Annotated in this window: 15 protein-coding genes and 1 pseudogene; 7 read left to right on the top strand and 9 right to left on the bottom strand. The window is 45.0% G+C overall.

The annotated features are described in order from the left end of the window. Positions 1-76 precede the first annotated feature (76 nt). From P3T48_RS08505 to P3T48_RS08480, 6 genes are all read right to left on the bottom strand, one after another. Positions 77-262: a hypothetical protein gene (locus P3T48_RS08505; protein WP_276506397.1), complete on the bottom strand. Its 186-nt coding sequence runs from the start codon at positions 260-262 to the stop codon at positions 77-79. Positions 263-1,026: 764 nt separating this feature from the next. Beyond that, entirely contained in the window at positions 1,027-1,371 is a 345-nt protein-coding gene (locus tag P3T48_RS08500) for a virulence RhuM family protein (RefSeq protein ID WP_276506396.1), read from the bottom strand. A gap of 509 nt (positions 1,372-1,880) precedes the next feature. Further along, complete coding sequence (locus tag P3T48_RS08495) at positions 1,881-2,396, bottom strand: DUF6169 family protein (RefSeq protein ID WP_276506395.1); 516 nt, start codon at positions 2,394-2,396, stop codon at positions 1,881-1,883. Beyond that, positions 2,386-2,553 carry a hypothetical protein gene (locus tag P3T48_RS08490; RefSeq protein ID WP_217759062.1) on the bottom strand — a complete coding sequence of 56 codons (168 nt, stop codon included), beginning with the start codon at positions 2,551-2,553 and terminating at the stop codon, positions 2,386-2,388. Before P3T48_RS08490 ends, P3T48_RS08495 begins: the two co-directional genes overlap by 11 nt. 935 nt (positions 2,554-3,488) lie before the next feature. Beyond that, complete coding sequence (locus tag P3T48_RS08485) at positions 3,489-3,641, bottom strand: ABC transporter ATP-binding protein (protein WP_144152593.1); 153 nt, start codon at positions 3,639-3,641, stop codon at positions 3,489-3,491. A gap of 209 nt (positions 3,642-3,850) precedes the next feature. Then, complete coding sequence (locus P3T48_RS08480) at positions 3,851-4,048, bottom strand: hypothetical protein (protein WP_158464261.1); 198 nt, start codon at positions 4,046-4,048, stop codon at positions 3,851-3,853. A gap of 521 nt (positions 4,049-4,569) precedes the next feature. On the opposite strand from P3T48_RS08480, the gene P3T48_RS08475 reads away from it, so the two are divergent. From P3T48_RS08475 to P3T48_RS08455, 5 genes are all read left to right on the top strand, one after another. Further along, entirely contained in the window at positions 4,570-6,852 is a 2,283-nt protein-coding gene (locus tag P3T48_RS08475) for a VapE domain-containing protein (protein ID WP_276506394.1), read from the top strand. Between the two features lie 96 nt (positions 6,853-6,948). Continuing rightward, the gene (locus tag P3T48_RS08470; RefSeq protein ID WP_217759059.1) at positions 6,949-7,158 is read left to right on the top strand and encodes a DUF4248 domain-containing protein; all 210 of its coding nucleotides are present in this window, start codon (positions 6,949-6,951) and stop codon (positions 7,156-7,158) included. A 162-nt stretch (positions 7,159-7,320) separates the two neighbouring features. After that, entirely contained in the window at positions 7,321-7,881 is a 561-nt protein-coding gene (locus P3T48_RS08465; RefSeq protein ID WP_158464264.1) for an HU family DNA-binding protein, read from the top strand. A gap of 168 nt (positions 7,882-8,049) precedes the next feature. Then, positions 8,050-8,148 (top strand): smalltalk protein, encoded by a 99-nt coding sequence (locus tag P3T48_RS08460; RefSeq protein ID WP_022251684.1) that lies wholly within the window; start codon positions 8,050-8,052, stop codon positions 8,146-8,148. A 75-nt stretch (positions 8,149-8,223) separates the two neighbouring features. Further along, positions 8,224-8,649, top strand: a complete 426-nt coding sequence (locus P3T48_RS08455; RefSeq protein ID WP_022251685.1) for an N-acetylmuramoyl-L-alanine amidase — start codon at positions 8,224-8,226, stop codon at positions 8,647-8,649. A 1,142-nt stretch (positions 8,650-9,791) separates the two neighbouring features. Here the strand turns inward: P3T48_RS08455 and P3T48_RS08450 are convergent. Both P3T48_RS08450 and P3T48_RS08445 read right to left on the bottom strand, forming a co-directional pair. Continuing rightward, positions 9,792-10,103, bottom strand: a pseudogene (locus P3T48_RS08450) (UDP binding domain-containing protein); the annotation flags it as partial. Between the two features lie 423 nt (positions 10,104-10,526). After that, entirely contained in the window at positions 10,527-12,371 is a 1,845-nt protein-coding gene (locus P3T48_RS08445) for an AAA family ATPase (protein WP_276506488.1), read from the bottom strand. A 310-nt stretch (positions 12,372-12,681) separates the two neighbouring features. Here P3T48_RS08445 and P3T48_RS08440 point away from each other — a divergent pair, with 310 nt between their 5' ends. Then, entirely contained in the window at positions 12,682-13,914 is a 1,233-nt protein-coding gene (locus P3T48_RS08440; RefSeq protein WP_276506393.1) for a site-specific integrase, read from the top strand. 64 nt (positions 13,915-13,978) lie between these two features. Further along, positions 13,979-15,175, top strand: a complete 1,197-nt coding sequence (locus P3T48_RS08435) for a site-specific integrase (RefSeq protein WP_276506392.1) — start codon at positions 13,979-13,981, stop codon at positions 15,173-15,175. A 238-nt stretch (positions 15,176-15,413) separates the two neighbouring features. Here the strand turns inward: P3T48_RS08435 and P3T48_RS08430 are convergent. Beyond that, positions 15,414-15,560 (bottom strand): helix-turn-helix domain-containing protein (locus P3T48_RS08430; protein WP_276506487.1); only part of this gene is annotated, 147 nt, incomplete at its 5' end.

Raw genomic sequence — 15,560 nt, 5'->3', positions numbered from 1 at the left:
TTTGAAAGCCAACTTTCATTGCGTTCATTTGCATTATCTTTTAGGGTGAAGGATTGACTAAGCGCACTCCTTCAACTCATCGGATTTTAACGTATCTATTCCATAGGTAAATCTGTATATCACCAAAAATGAGCAGATGGCTCCAGGACATTCCTTCTATAGCTGGATCCGATTTGTCATCAGCCCCAGTAACGTGGATGCCCTTTGGTAAGCGGTAGCTTACGTCGGCTGTAGAAGGAGAATTCAAGCAATCCTGCGTCATATTCGCTTTCTACTTTATGTCTTTTGCTGCAACCATACATGATGGTTGTCGTAGCTTTGTCGCTTTTTTCATAATGTGCATCATCTGAATTGTATAATTGAGTTTTTATTTGGCACGCAGCCTATGCACATGACTTTTACTTTCGTCACACTTTTTTTATGAAAAGTGTGATTTTATTGCAAAAATACTAATTTATGTTGGATTACGTATAAGATTTTATCTTTTTTCTACTTATAAATTAAAAATATGCTATTTTTTTAGGAAATAGGGCTTAAAAAAAGCTTTCGAAAAACCTCTCTTAATGCTAAGGAGGTTTTTCGAAAGCCTAAAAGTAGTTTCTTGACATTCGAAAAAATAAAAGTAAATTCTTGAACCTTAAGAGATCTTCGAAAACCCACCAGTCCTCCCTTACCCTTAAGGGAGGGTCCACCGCTTTCCCCAAGCCCCTTTCCCCTCAGGGTACAGGGGATGTACCAACCGCCCTACTCGGTGCTCAAACCGCTACGCTATATGGTTGGCGGACCATCAGAGGTCTACGCCAGCAGCGGAGCTGCAGTTTTTTGTGCGGGGATGAACCCGCTTTCACTCAAGGATTTGCTAAAGGGCTGCTTGCTGCTTAGGGACAGCCTTGATAGGTGATGAAAATACTTTTTATTCGACTTTGGACAGGATCGACTCTGGAGAGGTTCCCATCAGGGCTATGGTGGAAATCTTGTGACCACCATTGGCATTTAATGAATGACCACAATGATAGAGACTATCATCTATAATGAGCCAACGATCATGAGACTCGTTACGCCATTACCAACAGATATTATAACATCTAAATTATAATAATCAACCAGATATGTTTTGCCGTCTGAGGCAGTGTAGGCAAATTTTGCCCAAACTGAATCTTTCTGCAATTCTCCTTCTTTAAATATAGTTCGCACATGCTTACCTATAACACTCCTATCTCGTCCAAATAGCTCTGCCATTTGGTCTATAGAAAGCCACACTGTTTTGAAAGCTCCATCTATTTTTACATGAAGAGAGATGCTTTCATCTGGTTGATAAAGCACTATCTGTGAATCGTCAGCCACTGGCTGTATATTATTATCGTTTGCCATATTCATACATTTTTATTGCTAATATAGCGACAAAAGTACGATTGTTTTACGTAATTACAAAGAAATTATTAGCTTTTTTTCGAAAACCCACCAGTCCTCCCTTACCCTTAAGTTTTTTTCTAAAATCAACCCGTCCTTCTTTACCATTAAAGAAGGCTCCACATCTCTCTCCAAGCCTCTCCCTTCTCAGAAGGGAAAGGATGTGCCAACCGCCCTTTCAATAGTCTTTACGACCCCTTCGGTTCCCCTTGTAGGGGACAGAAACGGTGCTCAAACCGCTTCGCTATAAGGTTGGCGGACCATCAGAGGTCTTCGCCAGCAGCGGAGCTGCGGATTTTTGTGCGGGATAAACCGCAAGGACATACGATGCAGGATGCTTGCTCGATGCTGATGGAACCGCATGGATACGATGAAGAATGCTCGATGCTGATTGCTCGCAACTTGCTGAGATTGCTGCTTATGGGGACGCAGGGACACGAATAGAGGCTTGCTGCTTTGGGGCCATCTTGCTAATGCTCTGGCTTCAACATAAATAAATTAACAGTATTGTTGAATTCAGAAACATAATCTACAAAATTTGGATTATCTTTTCTCAGAATCATTGCTGCATAATTATTTACTCCTTCTAAGTCTTGGATATTAGCAACCATAATTACATATTGTTCTTTGCCATTAGCATAAGCAAACCAAGAATCAAATAAGCGATTTCGCAATGCTTGCTTTCTATCACCCGTTTCACATATATAAAGGAGAGCAAACTCGTTTGTCTCAAAGAAATTGTCTATTACAGCAATTACTGTATCTCTTACCTTCATATCACGAGGAGAACGATGCTTGTTCACATTCGTAATATTAAACATGTATGCCTCGCAATGTTCCAGCAAGTCATCAAGATCAAAGCTAATAGCTATCTCTACGCCATAATCTGTTACGAAACGATAAGTGTTTGAATCTACCATCATAACATCATACGGTGAAGAGGCATTAATCATTTTCAAAGAAAGCTCTTTCATTTCACCAAACATTTACAAACTTTGGGTCTTCTCCTGTACGAGCAAGATAATCCTGACGGAGCATCTGTTCTAACTCTGCCATACGCTTTCTTTTTCTTTCCTTTGATGCCATGAATCTTTTCATTGCAGCATCACGCTTCTCCCAAAATTCTTTATTCAATGTTTCCATAATTCCTCCTGTTTTTTAAATTCTGTGCAAATATAAGGGTTTTCTGCGTAAAAGCCAAAGGATTATAAGTTTTTTTTTCGAAAACCCACCAGTCCTTCCTTAAACCTTAAGAGTCTTTCGAAAACCCACCAGTCCTCCCTTACCCTTAAGGGAGGGTCCACCGCTTTCCCCAAGCCCCTTTCCCCTCAGGGTACAGGGGATGTACCAACCGCCCTACTCGGTGCTTTTTTTTCGAAAACCTACCCGTCCTTCCTTACCCTTAAGGAAGGCTCCACATCTCTCTCCAAGCCTCTCCCTTCTCAGAAGGGAAAGGATGTGCCAACCGCCCTACTCGGTGCTTTTTTTTTCGAAAACCTACCCGTCCTTCCTTACCCTTAAGGAAGGCTCCACATCTCTCTCCAAGCCTCTCCCTTCTCAGAAGGGAAAGGATGTGCCAACCGCTCCTTCTCGTCGCTCTAAACCGCTACGCTATAAGGTTGGCGGACCATCAGAGGTCTTCGCCAGCAGCGGAGCTGCGGTTTTTTGTGCGGGGATGAACCCGCCTTGCTGAAGAGCCGCTTATGGAAACGCAGGGATACGATGAAGGAGGATTATGGAACCACCTTGCTGATACACCAACAGTATTACACCAAGACTGACAGTCCACACTATAATACAAGCAGTGATACCTATCAGTTTTTTGGAAAAAGTTATTTTGGTTCCTCAAAGCCTATAGCTCTGCACTTATCAAAACTCGAATGAAGAATATTGCATTATTAACCTATACTTGGTTTATGGCTAAACATTTCTATTGTTTCTCCAAATTCTGCCAATACTTTACCAAGGTTAGGATTGTCATTTCTGATGATTACAGCAGCAACATTGTCTATTCCATATTCATCTACCAAAATAAGGTGCACACCTATTAATCTTCACTAAATCTAATTGCTTCATTATTACAACACACAAAATGATTCTGCTTCCTTACCTGTTCTGCGACGATAGTCCTCACGCATACGCTTCTCCATTTGCGCTATGTATTCAGCCTTTCGCTCCCTCGAAGCCTTGAAACGACGCATAAAATCTGCTTTTTTTTCTTCTATGTTCATATTTAACCTCCTTATAATTAAACTTTGCATACAAAGATATACTTTTTCTGTGATACTTCCAAATGTTTTTGGGAAAAAGTTATTTTCCTCAATGCCAGCTAAAGGTACTTTTGCTCTGCTGTCATCAATTTGCTCAGAACGAATGCTTATGGGATAACTTCTTTAACTCCCCATAATGATAACTTCTGAACACCATCCCTGAATCGGAATCATCTATCCCAGACTTGAGTCATCAGGCGGCGGAAGGCGGCCAGATAACCGCCTTCGAACAGGGGATCGTCGCCAGGATTGGCTGCCTGGTTGTCGGCCTCCAAGGCGTCGAGGATTTCGCAGATTTTCTCAAATTTCTGGCGGTCCGTCGATACGGTCTTGAGGGTATGACGGGTGAGCAGATAGGCCTGGGCCAACTCTAAAACTTTTCCGTCTTAGACTCGCTTAATTGTCTTCGGACGGACATGGTCTTCCTTACGTCGCCTATCGAATCCGGGCTTTTCTGCGTGCAAAACATGCCCGAAAAAGGCGTTAAGATTTGTAAAATGCTTGATGTAAGCCATAATTTTTGTTAATTTTATACTCTACATGTAGAACATATAGATTTTGGTTATTTATGTATTTAATTTTATCTTTGTCATCGGTTACAATCTACCTGTCTAAGCATACTTCCTATTGGAAAACTCCCTATATAAAGAGCGTTCACCTTTCGGACTTTTGCTGCACCAAGGGTTCACCATTTGACGCTATTTGTGACATCTCCGTGAATACCTGTGAAGGGTGGGGTCACGCCCCGAAACCCGTCTGTTTATCGGACTTCCGACGCTGATGTGAAGGGTGAACCCTCGTTTCTTACTTTCACACGCATACGCGAAAGAAATTAAATAAAGAAAGAAATTTAACTATATGGGTAATGCCATAAAACATATAAAAAAGAATGAATATATTTAAAAAGGCGTTCACAACGTCACGCGATGGTTTCATGCCATCTGTCTTCTCTCAGCTCGACTCTAAGATGAGCCGCCCACTAAGCTGCCGTCAGGAGCTGGAGGATCTGATTTTGCGCAACCACGAACTGGCTGCCATCACTGAGTCGTATCGAAAGGCCCTGGCCGTGAGTAAGCAACTTGCCGACAGCAAAGTAAAACCTCTGTCGACCGGCATCTGTTTCGCCGCACAGTTGGACGGCAGGGGCAGACTGCTGGAAAACGTGATGGGCGAAGTGGGATGCCTGGGACTCGACTACGACCATTTGTCCTCCGGGACCATGGGGATTCTCTTCGAACTCATCAGACATTCTCCCCACGTCCTCATCGCCTACCGCACCATCAGCGGCAATGGGCTGCGTATCATCGTGGGCTATCAGCGACCCGAGGGATGTGAACTGTCTTTCGTGGAACTGCACCAGGCGATGCTGCAGAAGGCGATGGCGCTGTTCGACTCCCTGCTGGGCATCAAGGCCGACCGGCAGTGCGTGGACTTTCTACGGCTGTCGGGACTCGCCCACGACGAACAGGCCTTCTTCAACTGGGATGCCGAACCGATAGTCCTCACCGACAAGGAACTGTCTAAGTTCACCTCCTCGCTGCTGCGCAAGAAGAAGAGCAAGAAGCAGGCTGCTGAGCGCTCCAAAGTGGTCAGGGGAAGCAAAGCCAATGGCATCAAACTGTCGGCGGAGAAACCTACCATGGAGGAGGTGAAGATGCATGTACTGGAAACGCTCCACAACTGGGGGCTCGTCTTCGAACCGCACCGCCACAACGAGTATGTGATGTACTTCGGAAGCATCTGCAACCGCTATGGCATCGAATTCAGGGAGGCTCTCGACTATGCAGAAGCTCATTTCTCTCACGAATATCCCGACACGGCTGCCGTCATCAAGTCGTGCTACAAGAAGACGGAGCGGTTCGGCTCCTGGCACTATTTCAGAGAGGGCGAGTCGTATCGTGGGCAAACTTCCGTGAAGTATATCAAGCAGTGGCTCTCGATGAGATACCAGATACAGCGCAACATGGTGACCGGCAGGCACGAGATAATGAGCCGCATGGCGGGAAATCCTAAGTTTCTGAAGTGGGTGAACCTGGATGACAACATCCTCAACTCGCTCTGGGTGAAGATGGAGGAAGAGGGCATGAACATCAACATGCAGAAGCTCATCTCTGTCATACACAGCGATTTTGCCGTGCAGTGCGACCCTGTGGAGGACTACCTCCGGTCGCTGCCACCATGGGACGGCAAACGCGACTACATCGGCGAACTGGCAGACCGCATACGCATCATCCCTCATCAGGGCTACCACCACGACCAGGCCACCTTCAAGAAATACTTCTGCAAGTGGATCGTAGCGATGGTGGTGGGATGGGTCACTCCGGAGGTGGTCAACCAGGTGATGCTCATCCTGGTGGGAAAGGGCGGCATCTACAAGAGCACGTTCTTCAACTACCTGTTGCCGCCGCAGCTCCGCGATTACTACCTCAACGAGTCGGCGGCGATATACACCGACAAGGACTTCATGGAGGCTTTCTCATGCAAGATTCTGATGTGCCTCGACGAGTTCGACACCGCTTTCGGCAAGAACCTCAATGCCTTCAAGAGCAACATGACCAAACTGCATTTCTCCATCCGAAGGCCCTACGACCGATTCCGCAGCGACCTGGACCATCGTGCCACAGTGGCGGGTACCACCAACAACCAGCAGATCATCACCGACCCGGAGAACCGACGCTACTCGCCCTGGATTGCGGAGAGCATCGTGAGCCCGAGAGACGAGCCGTTGGACTATGTGGGCATCTACTCCCAGTGCGTGGCTCTTGGCAAGGAGGTGAAGGAGCGAAAGATGCGTGGCGAGGAAGGATGGGTGTATTGGCTCACACAGGAGGACATCGCCGAGATGCAACAGCACAACTTGCTCTTCATGGTGCCCAACTATGCTGAGGAGCAAATCAAGCGTTTCTATCGTGTTCCGACTCCCGACACGTCTGAGCGGTTTATCAAGTTCCGCTATACTGCCGAGATTGTGGAGCGCATCTGCACCAACCCTGTCATGCGGAAGAACTTTGAATACCAGAGCATCGGCAGCATCATGTCAAGGCTGGGATTCCCCAAGGCTCATCGCCGCAAGGGCAACGGATGGTTTGTCGTCGAGAAGGAGGGGGCCGAGATCAACAGCGAAGCCTTCTATTGTGCAAGCGACAAGATGGAACAGGACGCCAGCCAATGACTTACAGAGATTTCCCGGTAAGTCACTGAGCTTTCTCTGTGACTTACTGAGACATGACAAACATTATATTGCTAACGAAGAAATTAAACATCTATCATGAAGAAAGACTACATCAGCAAGCACGACCTCGCCCACGAATATTTCCCTGACGCCGAGCGCCACGTAGCTGTCAACCACCTGATGCGATGGATCAACCGCTGCCCTCCCCTCGTAGAGAAGCTGCGGGCCTGTGGCTATCGCACCAAGAAACGGTACTTTTCGCCCGTCCAGCGAGAGATTATTTACGATTTTATAGGTGATCCATAATTTTTTTGCACTTTTTTTCGGCCTATGCCCATTAGCGTATAGTTGACTCGCAAAAATGTCGTATCTTTGCATCGTCATTCAGAGAGAGTGACTTAGCGAAACATCGGGACGAGCGCGCAGACCTTTGTCGCTAAATATTATTAACTTTTATAACTTAACACCATGATTCTCTACAATTTAAAGAAAAACAAGAACAAGAAGATGCCGAATGCGTACGGCAAATACTACGCATACCCTGTTGTAACTCAAACCATCGGAATGGACGGTCTTGCCACCCACATGTCGGGCCACAACACGCCTTTCTCGCCCGGTGCCATCAAGGGCATGCTCACCGACATGGTGATCTGCGTCAGGGAACTTGCCCTGCAAGGCATCGCCGTGAAGATCGACAACCTGGCGATTTTCTCCATCGGCATCAAGAACAAGCTGGGTGCCGACACCGAGAAGGACTTCTCCATCACCAAGAACATCGAGGGCGTGAAGCTCCGTGCCCGTGCCACTGGCGAGTTGATGAGCGACAAGCTCAACCTCGATGCTACCTTGAAGAAGGCTACTGCGCTCACTGGTGACGGCACCACCGACAAGGTCTCTCCTTCTACTCCGTCGGGCGGCGGTACCTCTCAGGGTGGCGGTAGCACTCCATCAGGTGGCGGCGGCACCTCTCAAGGCGGCGACACCCCATCTGCTGGAGGCGACAATCCCGGAGGCGGCGAGGGTGAATAACCATCGCCCGACTTTCAGAAGTTAAATTAGAGGGGAGTTAAGACAACAGTCTTTTTGGCGTAGTTTTTTAAGCAGCAAGACATACGTCTTAACTCCTTAACTTCCTTAACTCCTTTAACTTCCTGATATTAAATATTAAACATTAAACATTTTAAAACATTTATCACCATGAAAAAAGAAAATTGGAAAGCAGTCATCAACTTCATCATCACCGTACTCACAGCGATAACCAGCGCTTTTTGCGTCAGCTCCTGTCAGAACCTTTAAAAGGTAAAAAAGTAAAAAGGTAAAAGGGTAAAAGAGTAAAAAGGTAAAAGGGTAAAAGAGTAAAAAACGAATATCATGAGAGACATCAATCTGATTGTGGTGCATTGCAGCGCCACGAGAGTGAACCAAGACTTCACTGTTGAACAACTGGAAGCCTGTCATAAGGCACGCGGCTTCGACACCATCGGCTATCACTATTACATCACCAAGGACGGCACCCTCTATCCCTGCCGGCCGGAGCGCATCGCAGGGGCTCATGCCCGCCACTACAACGCCCACTCCATAGGTATCTGCTATGAGGGCGGACTCGACGCGAACGGCCATCCCGCCGACACCCGTACTCTGGCCCAGAAAGTGACGATGGAGGAACTGCTGCATAGCCTGTGCGTGGATTATCCCGATGCCGAGATCCTGGGCCACCGCGACCTGCCTAATGTCCGAAAGGACTGTCCGTGCTTCGATGTTCGAGACTGGCTCGAAGACATCGACTTCCACATCTAACCTCTATCTACTTTCCCCCGCAGCTTTCTCCGCTGCGGGGGATTTTTTATTCTCCTTTTATTGTGAGTAAACTTTTGCAAGTCCAGAAGTTATAGAAGTTTCTTTGGGAGGGAAGTTATAGAAGTTAAAGAAGTTATCACTCCCTTCGGCCGTTAGAAGTTATAGCCAACAGCCTTTCTTGCTCAAATTCTTGCGAGCTGTACGGTTGAAATTACCCAGCACGCCCTGAAGGGTAGGGTGTTCAAAATCCGTTTAAAATTTGGCACGTTTTTTAGTCGAATAATCGGTTCAACTAACTGATATTCAATAATTATCGACACGAATATTGCGCAGAACTAAAAAATGTCACATTTTTGAATTCTTAACACGTTGATTTCGTGTGAATTAACTTGTATTTTGGTGCAAAAAACGTGTCGGAAAATTAATAGATTTTGAACACCCTACCTGAAGGGGCAGAAGCTTACACAACCAGCACGCCCTGAAAGGGCAAGAAGCTCTTAGCCCAGGGCAACGCCCTGGGTTTGTGGGCGTTAGCCTGGCGCCCTGTAAGGGCAAAAGCTTTAAAAAACACCTAATAAAAAATGAAAATTCTTTGCGATATGTAAAGCTTTTGCCCTTACTATTATATTTGCACTTGGAAAAATAAAGAGATGAAAATCTTTATATCTGCAAACTATTGTTAACTTTGCAGGAAAATAGATAAGTACAATAAAAAAGAAGAATACTCCATATCCAGCGTTAACCCTGTGCCCTTTCTAACATAGTAAAGGCTTAGCCCTGTTTGGGAAACTGGATATTTTCTGAGCAGAAGCTTGAGAGTAAATTAGCCTGCTTGTGTAGAACAAGACAGGACTCGTAGTATAGTTGTAGCCGCTCAGAACGGAGCACCCTTCTTATAAAAAACTTTATTCAATATGCAAATATACGGAATAAATTTGGCAAAAGAGAAATTTGACGTAAGTTTTTTCGACTTGACATCAAAAAAAGTATCAAACCAACCTTCACATAAGGTTGTAAAGAACAATTTTAAGAGTATCGGAAGGTTTTTAGAAACCCTTCCAAGCGATGCTGTATTGGTTGCTGAGCATACCGGAGTTTATGGTGATACTCTCTTGAAGTGCTGCATGGATAGCAATGTGAAGAAATGTCTCCAAGTCATTGACAACCTTGCTGCCGAAGAAGATGCTGCCATCTTCGAGTGTTGGCTCATAAATGATCACCTCTGCACCCTTTACCTTGATACGCTTCATGATGCCCTGAATGGCAGACTGGCGGAAGTTGTCGGAATTGGATTTCATCGTCAGGCAATAGACACCGATGACGCATGAACTGACTTCGGCACCAAACTGGTTGTTCTCGGTATAGCTATACCAGCCTGCTTTCTGCAATACGGCATCGGCGATATAGTCTTTGCGGGTACGGTTGCTTTCTACGATAGCCTCTATCAGATTCTTGTGTTTTTTCTTTTTTCTAAAATCAACCCGTCCTTTTTTTTATAAAACTGGCTGCACGCGACAATTTGAAAGTGAACTTTCATTTCGCTCATTGGCACCGCTTTTTCCCATTAAAGAAGGCTTTTTTCGAAAACCCACCAGTCCTCCCTTAACCTTAAGGGAGGGGCCACCGCTTTCCCCAAGCCCCTTTTCTCATGGAGAAGGTTGGCTGCACTCGGCAATATGAAAGCGAACTTTCATTGCGCTCATTTGCACAACCTTTTCCCTCAGGGTACAGGGGATGTACCAACCGCCCTACTCGGTGCTCAAACCGCTTCGCTATAAGGTTGGCGGACCATCAGAGGTCTACGCCAGAAGGGGTGTGCGGGATGGGACCGCTTTGCTGAGAGCTGGATGAAAAATTAATGAGGACACCTTATTTAATTACAATAAATCGCCAGTAACCTTATCTCTCAAACATTCGATTATTTTTGGCGTTCCATCCGTGCTATGATACACAAACAAACATAATCTCTCATAGAACCTATTTAGTTCCCATTCTTTGCAATCAATGTTTTCGACACACGAAGATTTCAATTCTATTTTGGGACTATTCCAATATCTGTTTCCCTCATATTTATACTCACAGAACCTCTCTTTAAAAATGATTATAAACTCATAGACAGTTCCATCCTTTTCCATTCTGAAGACAAATTCTTTTTCGTTGACATCTTCCGTATCAACTACAATTTTCTTATCTATCTTAGAAAGATTTTCAATTTCATTTATCGTCAACTCCAATTCTGTACGATAGAATGGTGTATCTATATCATCATGAGAGAAAGGATTAAGCAGAAGTTTTCGTTCATCTTGGAGATGAGGAATAACATCTGGTAGACCTATTTTATTAGCAAATTTCCTATAATGATCTATCAGGCCATTCAAGTCACACAGAAGTGTTTTTGATTTTAAATCGTACATCAAGTTGGCAGGCAACAGTCTTTTCAATTCATGCTCAGCAGCTCGTCTTACAGCATTCACACTTGCAGGAATCTCAAAATTATGCAGATGCATTTTTGCCTCTTCTAATGGCTTCTTAGGCTCAAGTATGAAAGACCCTGGTATGCCATTTTTATGTTGCATATACAATTCAAATTTCTTCCATTTATTTTGACTTCTCGTTATTCCAATTTCGCTCCATACCAAATGATAAAATGCCCGATCATGTGTAAAGATGAAAGTTTGGAATTTATCCGCATATTTCAGCAGTATCTCAATAATCTTCCTTCTAAAAGACATATCAAGACTTATTAGAAGATCGTCTACGAATAAAACTGATGGAGCTTCATTGGTAGTAGGATGATTATCCAATATTGCCAAACGTAAAGCTAATGCCATACATGTAATCTTTGCTTCATTAAAGAAAGAACGAGGATGTTCTATAAGGGATTTATCAACAAGATGATCTGAAATCATCGATGCCTTTAAATATATTTTTGGACGATGAAGCTCTCCATCAAATCTTCTGTTGCCTAATCTGTCATTAAAAGAAGCATCCTTATATTGCAAGATTATTTCTGATTCCAAATGAAATTCGTTCTTGATAATGACATTGGCTTTCGCAATCAACATTTTCAACTTAGAATGCAGCAAATCATTAAATTGATGCAAAAGATCTTGATAGTTTTTATAAAGAGGTGTCCGTTGGTCAAAGCTATTGGTTCTTTGACTTCTTGGTATCTCATCAGATTTGAATGTTCGAACAAGATATCCCCACCATTCACCTGCATTATTAGTATCTGCATCTTCTCCACTTATAAGCCATAGTTGATTATCCAAATCTATATATGGAAGAACTTCTTTTTCGAACAAGAAAAACACTTCATTATCTTGACTATTTCTAAAATCAAACAGCGAAGAAAGGAACTTGTAATTCATAAAGTCACTCGACATCGATGTAAACTTCATGAATCTCAAAACTACTGGATCATCAGCATAATAACATTTATTAGAATCTTCTACAATTTTGGTTGATCCCTTTCCGTTATCAAAACTTATCCTGATAGCAGAATCATCATCTGCTGCTGCATATCTATTGCGAAGATTCTGTGCATGATTGGCAGTAAAGTATTTCTGTGCCTCTTGTTGATTCTTTGCGTATGCCTGAAAATGGGTATAGACACTCCAATAAATAGAACTCTTGCCTGCTCCATTTTCACCATATAGTAAAATGTTTTTATTATCCACATTTATGGAAAAGACATCCTTGAAGAACTTGAAGTTCTCTATCTCAATGTTTTTTATTTATTAACATAAAGCTCTAAAGCAGCCAAAGGAGAATAAGAGAGGTTGGAACGTAAACAGTTGGGAATGAGTAGATTTGCACAAAGTTGCCAAATCGGCATAAAGCAAGCGAGTGAGGAATATTGAAGTAGTTCAGTTACTAAATCGTGAGCCACAGTTACCTATGCAAAGCAGGTAACAATGCGGAAAGGCAACTTTGTGCATCAACGGATTTTATTGCGCTGATTCTCAATGTTTTGCGTATCACGGAACGCTTACAAAATGATTATATTTGCACACTCAAAATGTAAGCGTTATGAAAATCGAAAAATTCAAGGTGTTGCTCTACCTAAAAAAGAGCGGAATGGACAAGAATGGAAAAGCTCCCATCATGGGACGCATCACGGTGAACAGGACTATGGCGCAGTTCTCCTGCAAGTTGTCTTGCACTCCATCGCTTTGGAATCCTCGTGCCAGCCGATTGGAGGGCAAAAGCAAGGAAGCCGTGGAGACCAACAAGGACATCGAGCAGTTGTTGCTTTCCATCCAAAAGGCTTTCGATGTGCTTGTGGAAAAGAGAACGGACTTCGAGGCTAAGGATGTCAAGGAGGCTTTGCAGGGCAGCGTCAAGACACAGACCACCCTTCTCTCCTTCGTGGACGAGCATATCAGCGAACTCAGCACCCATGAGGGCATCGATATGTCGAAGAGCAGTGTCTGGACTTACAGAAAGATTCGCAAGAATCTCGCTGAGTTCATCGGGGAGAAGTATAGGTTGACTGATTTGGCTTTCGGACAGCTGACCGAGCCTTTCATCAGTGACTTTCACCATTACTTGCTTGACGAGAAAGGCTTTTCATCAGGAACCATCACCATCTATGTGTCGCTCTTCAAGAAGATGTGCCGCATCGCCTTTGAGCGAGGCTTGTGCAAGAACCTGCTGTTCGCCCATTATCGGGTTGGCACTCCAAGGGTTACGACACCCAAGGCTCTCAGCATGTCTGATTTCATAAAAATCCGTGATGTGGAACTGCCCGAAGACAAGCCGAGACTATCCGTTAGCCGTGACCTGTTTCTTTTCGCCTGCTATGCAGGAACAGCCTTCATAGACACCGTTTCCATCACGAAAGCCAATGTCAAGGTGTTGGAGGATGGTGACAAATGGCTCGTCTATAACCGCAAGAAGACCGGAACACTTGCCAGGGTGAAACTCCTGCCCGAGGCGTTGGAGCTGATGGCGAAATACGAGGACGGGGCAAGAGATACCCTTTTCCCATTGCTGAGCACGAATCGTGTTCGTATCGATCTCATCACCATCTGTAAGTTGGCGGAAACGAGCAAGACCTATTCCTACCATTCGGGACGACACTCGTTCGCCAGCCTCATTACGCTGGAGGCTGGTGTGCCGATGGAGACCATCTGCAAGATGCTCGGTCACAAGGATGTGAAGATGACGCAGCGGTATGCGAGAGTAACCCAAAAGAAGCTGTTTGAGGACATGGACAAGTTCATCGCTGCAACCGGGAAGGACTTTATTCTCGCATTATGAACAGGGCTTTCAACTTTTCTTTTTACAGTTTCAACTACATTATTATATTATGAGGACAACAACTATGAGCAGAAGTACATTTTCAATTTTGCCTTACATCAACAGACAGAAGGTGAAGGCAGACGGAACAGCCAACATACTTTGCCGCATCACCGTTGACGGCAAAAGTGCAGCCATTTCCACAGGCATATCCTGTACCCCACAGGAGTGGAACGCCAAGAAGGGAGAGATACGAAACGCAAGGGACAACGGACGATTGGCAAGTTTCCTCGATGAAATCAAGGACAAGTACAACGCACTTCTTGTCGCCAACGGCATCATCACCGTGGAAATGCTGAAGGCTGTGTTGAAGGACAAGGACACGACAGGAAGGTTCTTGCTGAACTTTGGTGATACCATCGTGGAATGGTATCGAACCTCAAAAGCCAGACAAACCTTTCTGCACAAGCGGACATGGCAGAAGAACCTGAGAGCCTTTGTCCATTCGTTGGATAAGGACGACATCGCCTTTGAGGACATAGACGAGAATTTCGGGGAGGAATACAAGCTATTCCTGAAACGAGACCAGGGACGTATCGACAGCTACGTGAACCATTGCCTTCTCTGGCTGAACATGTTGATGTACAAGGCAGTGGACAGGAGCATTATCCGCTTCAATCCCATAGCCAGGATAGGGTATGAGAAGAAGGCAGCCCCGAAGATGACCCATATCAGCAAGGCAGACTTCATCAGGATGCTCTCTACCCCGATGGCTGACGAGCGAACGGAGCTTGCACGCAGATGTTTCATTTTTGCCTCGCTCACCTCCTTATCCTATATAGATGTAAAGAAACTGTACCCTCACCATATCAGTGAGAACTCCGAGGGTAGGAAGTTCATCCGCAAGGAAAGAGAGAAGACAGGCGTGGAGTTCTTCGTGCCACTCCATCCGATAGCCGAGAAGATTCTTTCGCTCTACAATACCACGGACGACAGCAAGCCTGTTTTTCCACTGGGTGAGAAGAAAGACATCTATCTTGATGTGCATACCCTTGGAATGGTGCTTGGCATAAGCAATAAGTTGGGATTCCACGCCAGCCGCCATACATTCGGAGTCTTGATGCTCAACGAGGACATTCCCATCGGCAGCATAGCCAAGATGATGGGACACGCAGACATCACAAGCACACAGGTCTATGCGCAGGTGACGGAGCAGAAGATTTCAAATGACATGGATAAGCTTATTGCCAAGCGGGAAAGGAACAAAAATCCAATGGCATAGATCTGCCATAAAGCAACGTTCCTTGGAGGCTTTGCGCCTCCAGCCACTTGGGCGAACCACCGCAGTGTGTTTTAGCATGGTATTAGATTTATACAGATAACACAAATGATACCCGGCAAACACGACCAACTCGGTATAGCCAATAAAACGAGGCGACAACCTATAACAACCACGCTCGGTAAGTTATACGTTGTCGCCTTGTTCATTTCACCCCACTCATCAAGGACATGTATTTCTCCTACAAGCCCTTCATTCTGTACGCCTCACGATAGTTAGCCATCAGAATCTTCTGAATGTCGGACTCGCGGTAGAGTATCTTTCCGCCAAGCTGGATATACGGGATGACACCGTTGTTTCGGTAGTCCTGCAGGGTTCTTCGGCTCAG

The sequence above is a fragment of the Segatella intestinalis genome, from assembly GCF_029348455.1.
Classification (GTDB): Bacteria; Bacteroidota; Bacteroidia; order Bacteroidales; family Bacteroidaceae; genus Prevotella.
The sequence above is the reverse complement of the archived record's forward strand: the minus strand, read 5'-3'. Positions and strand labels throughout refer to the sequence as shown.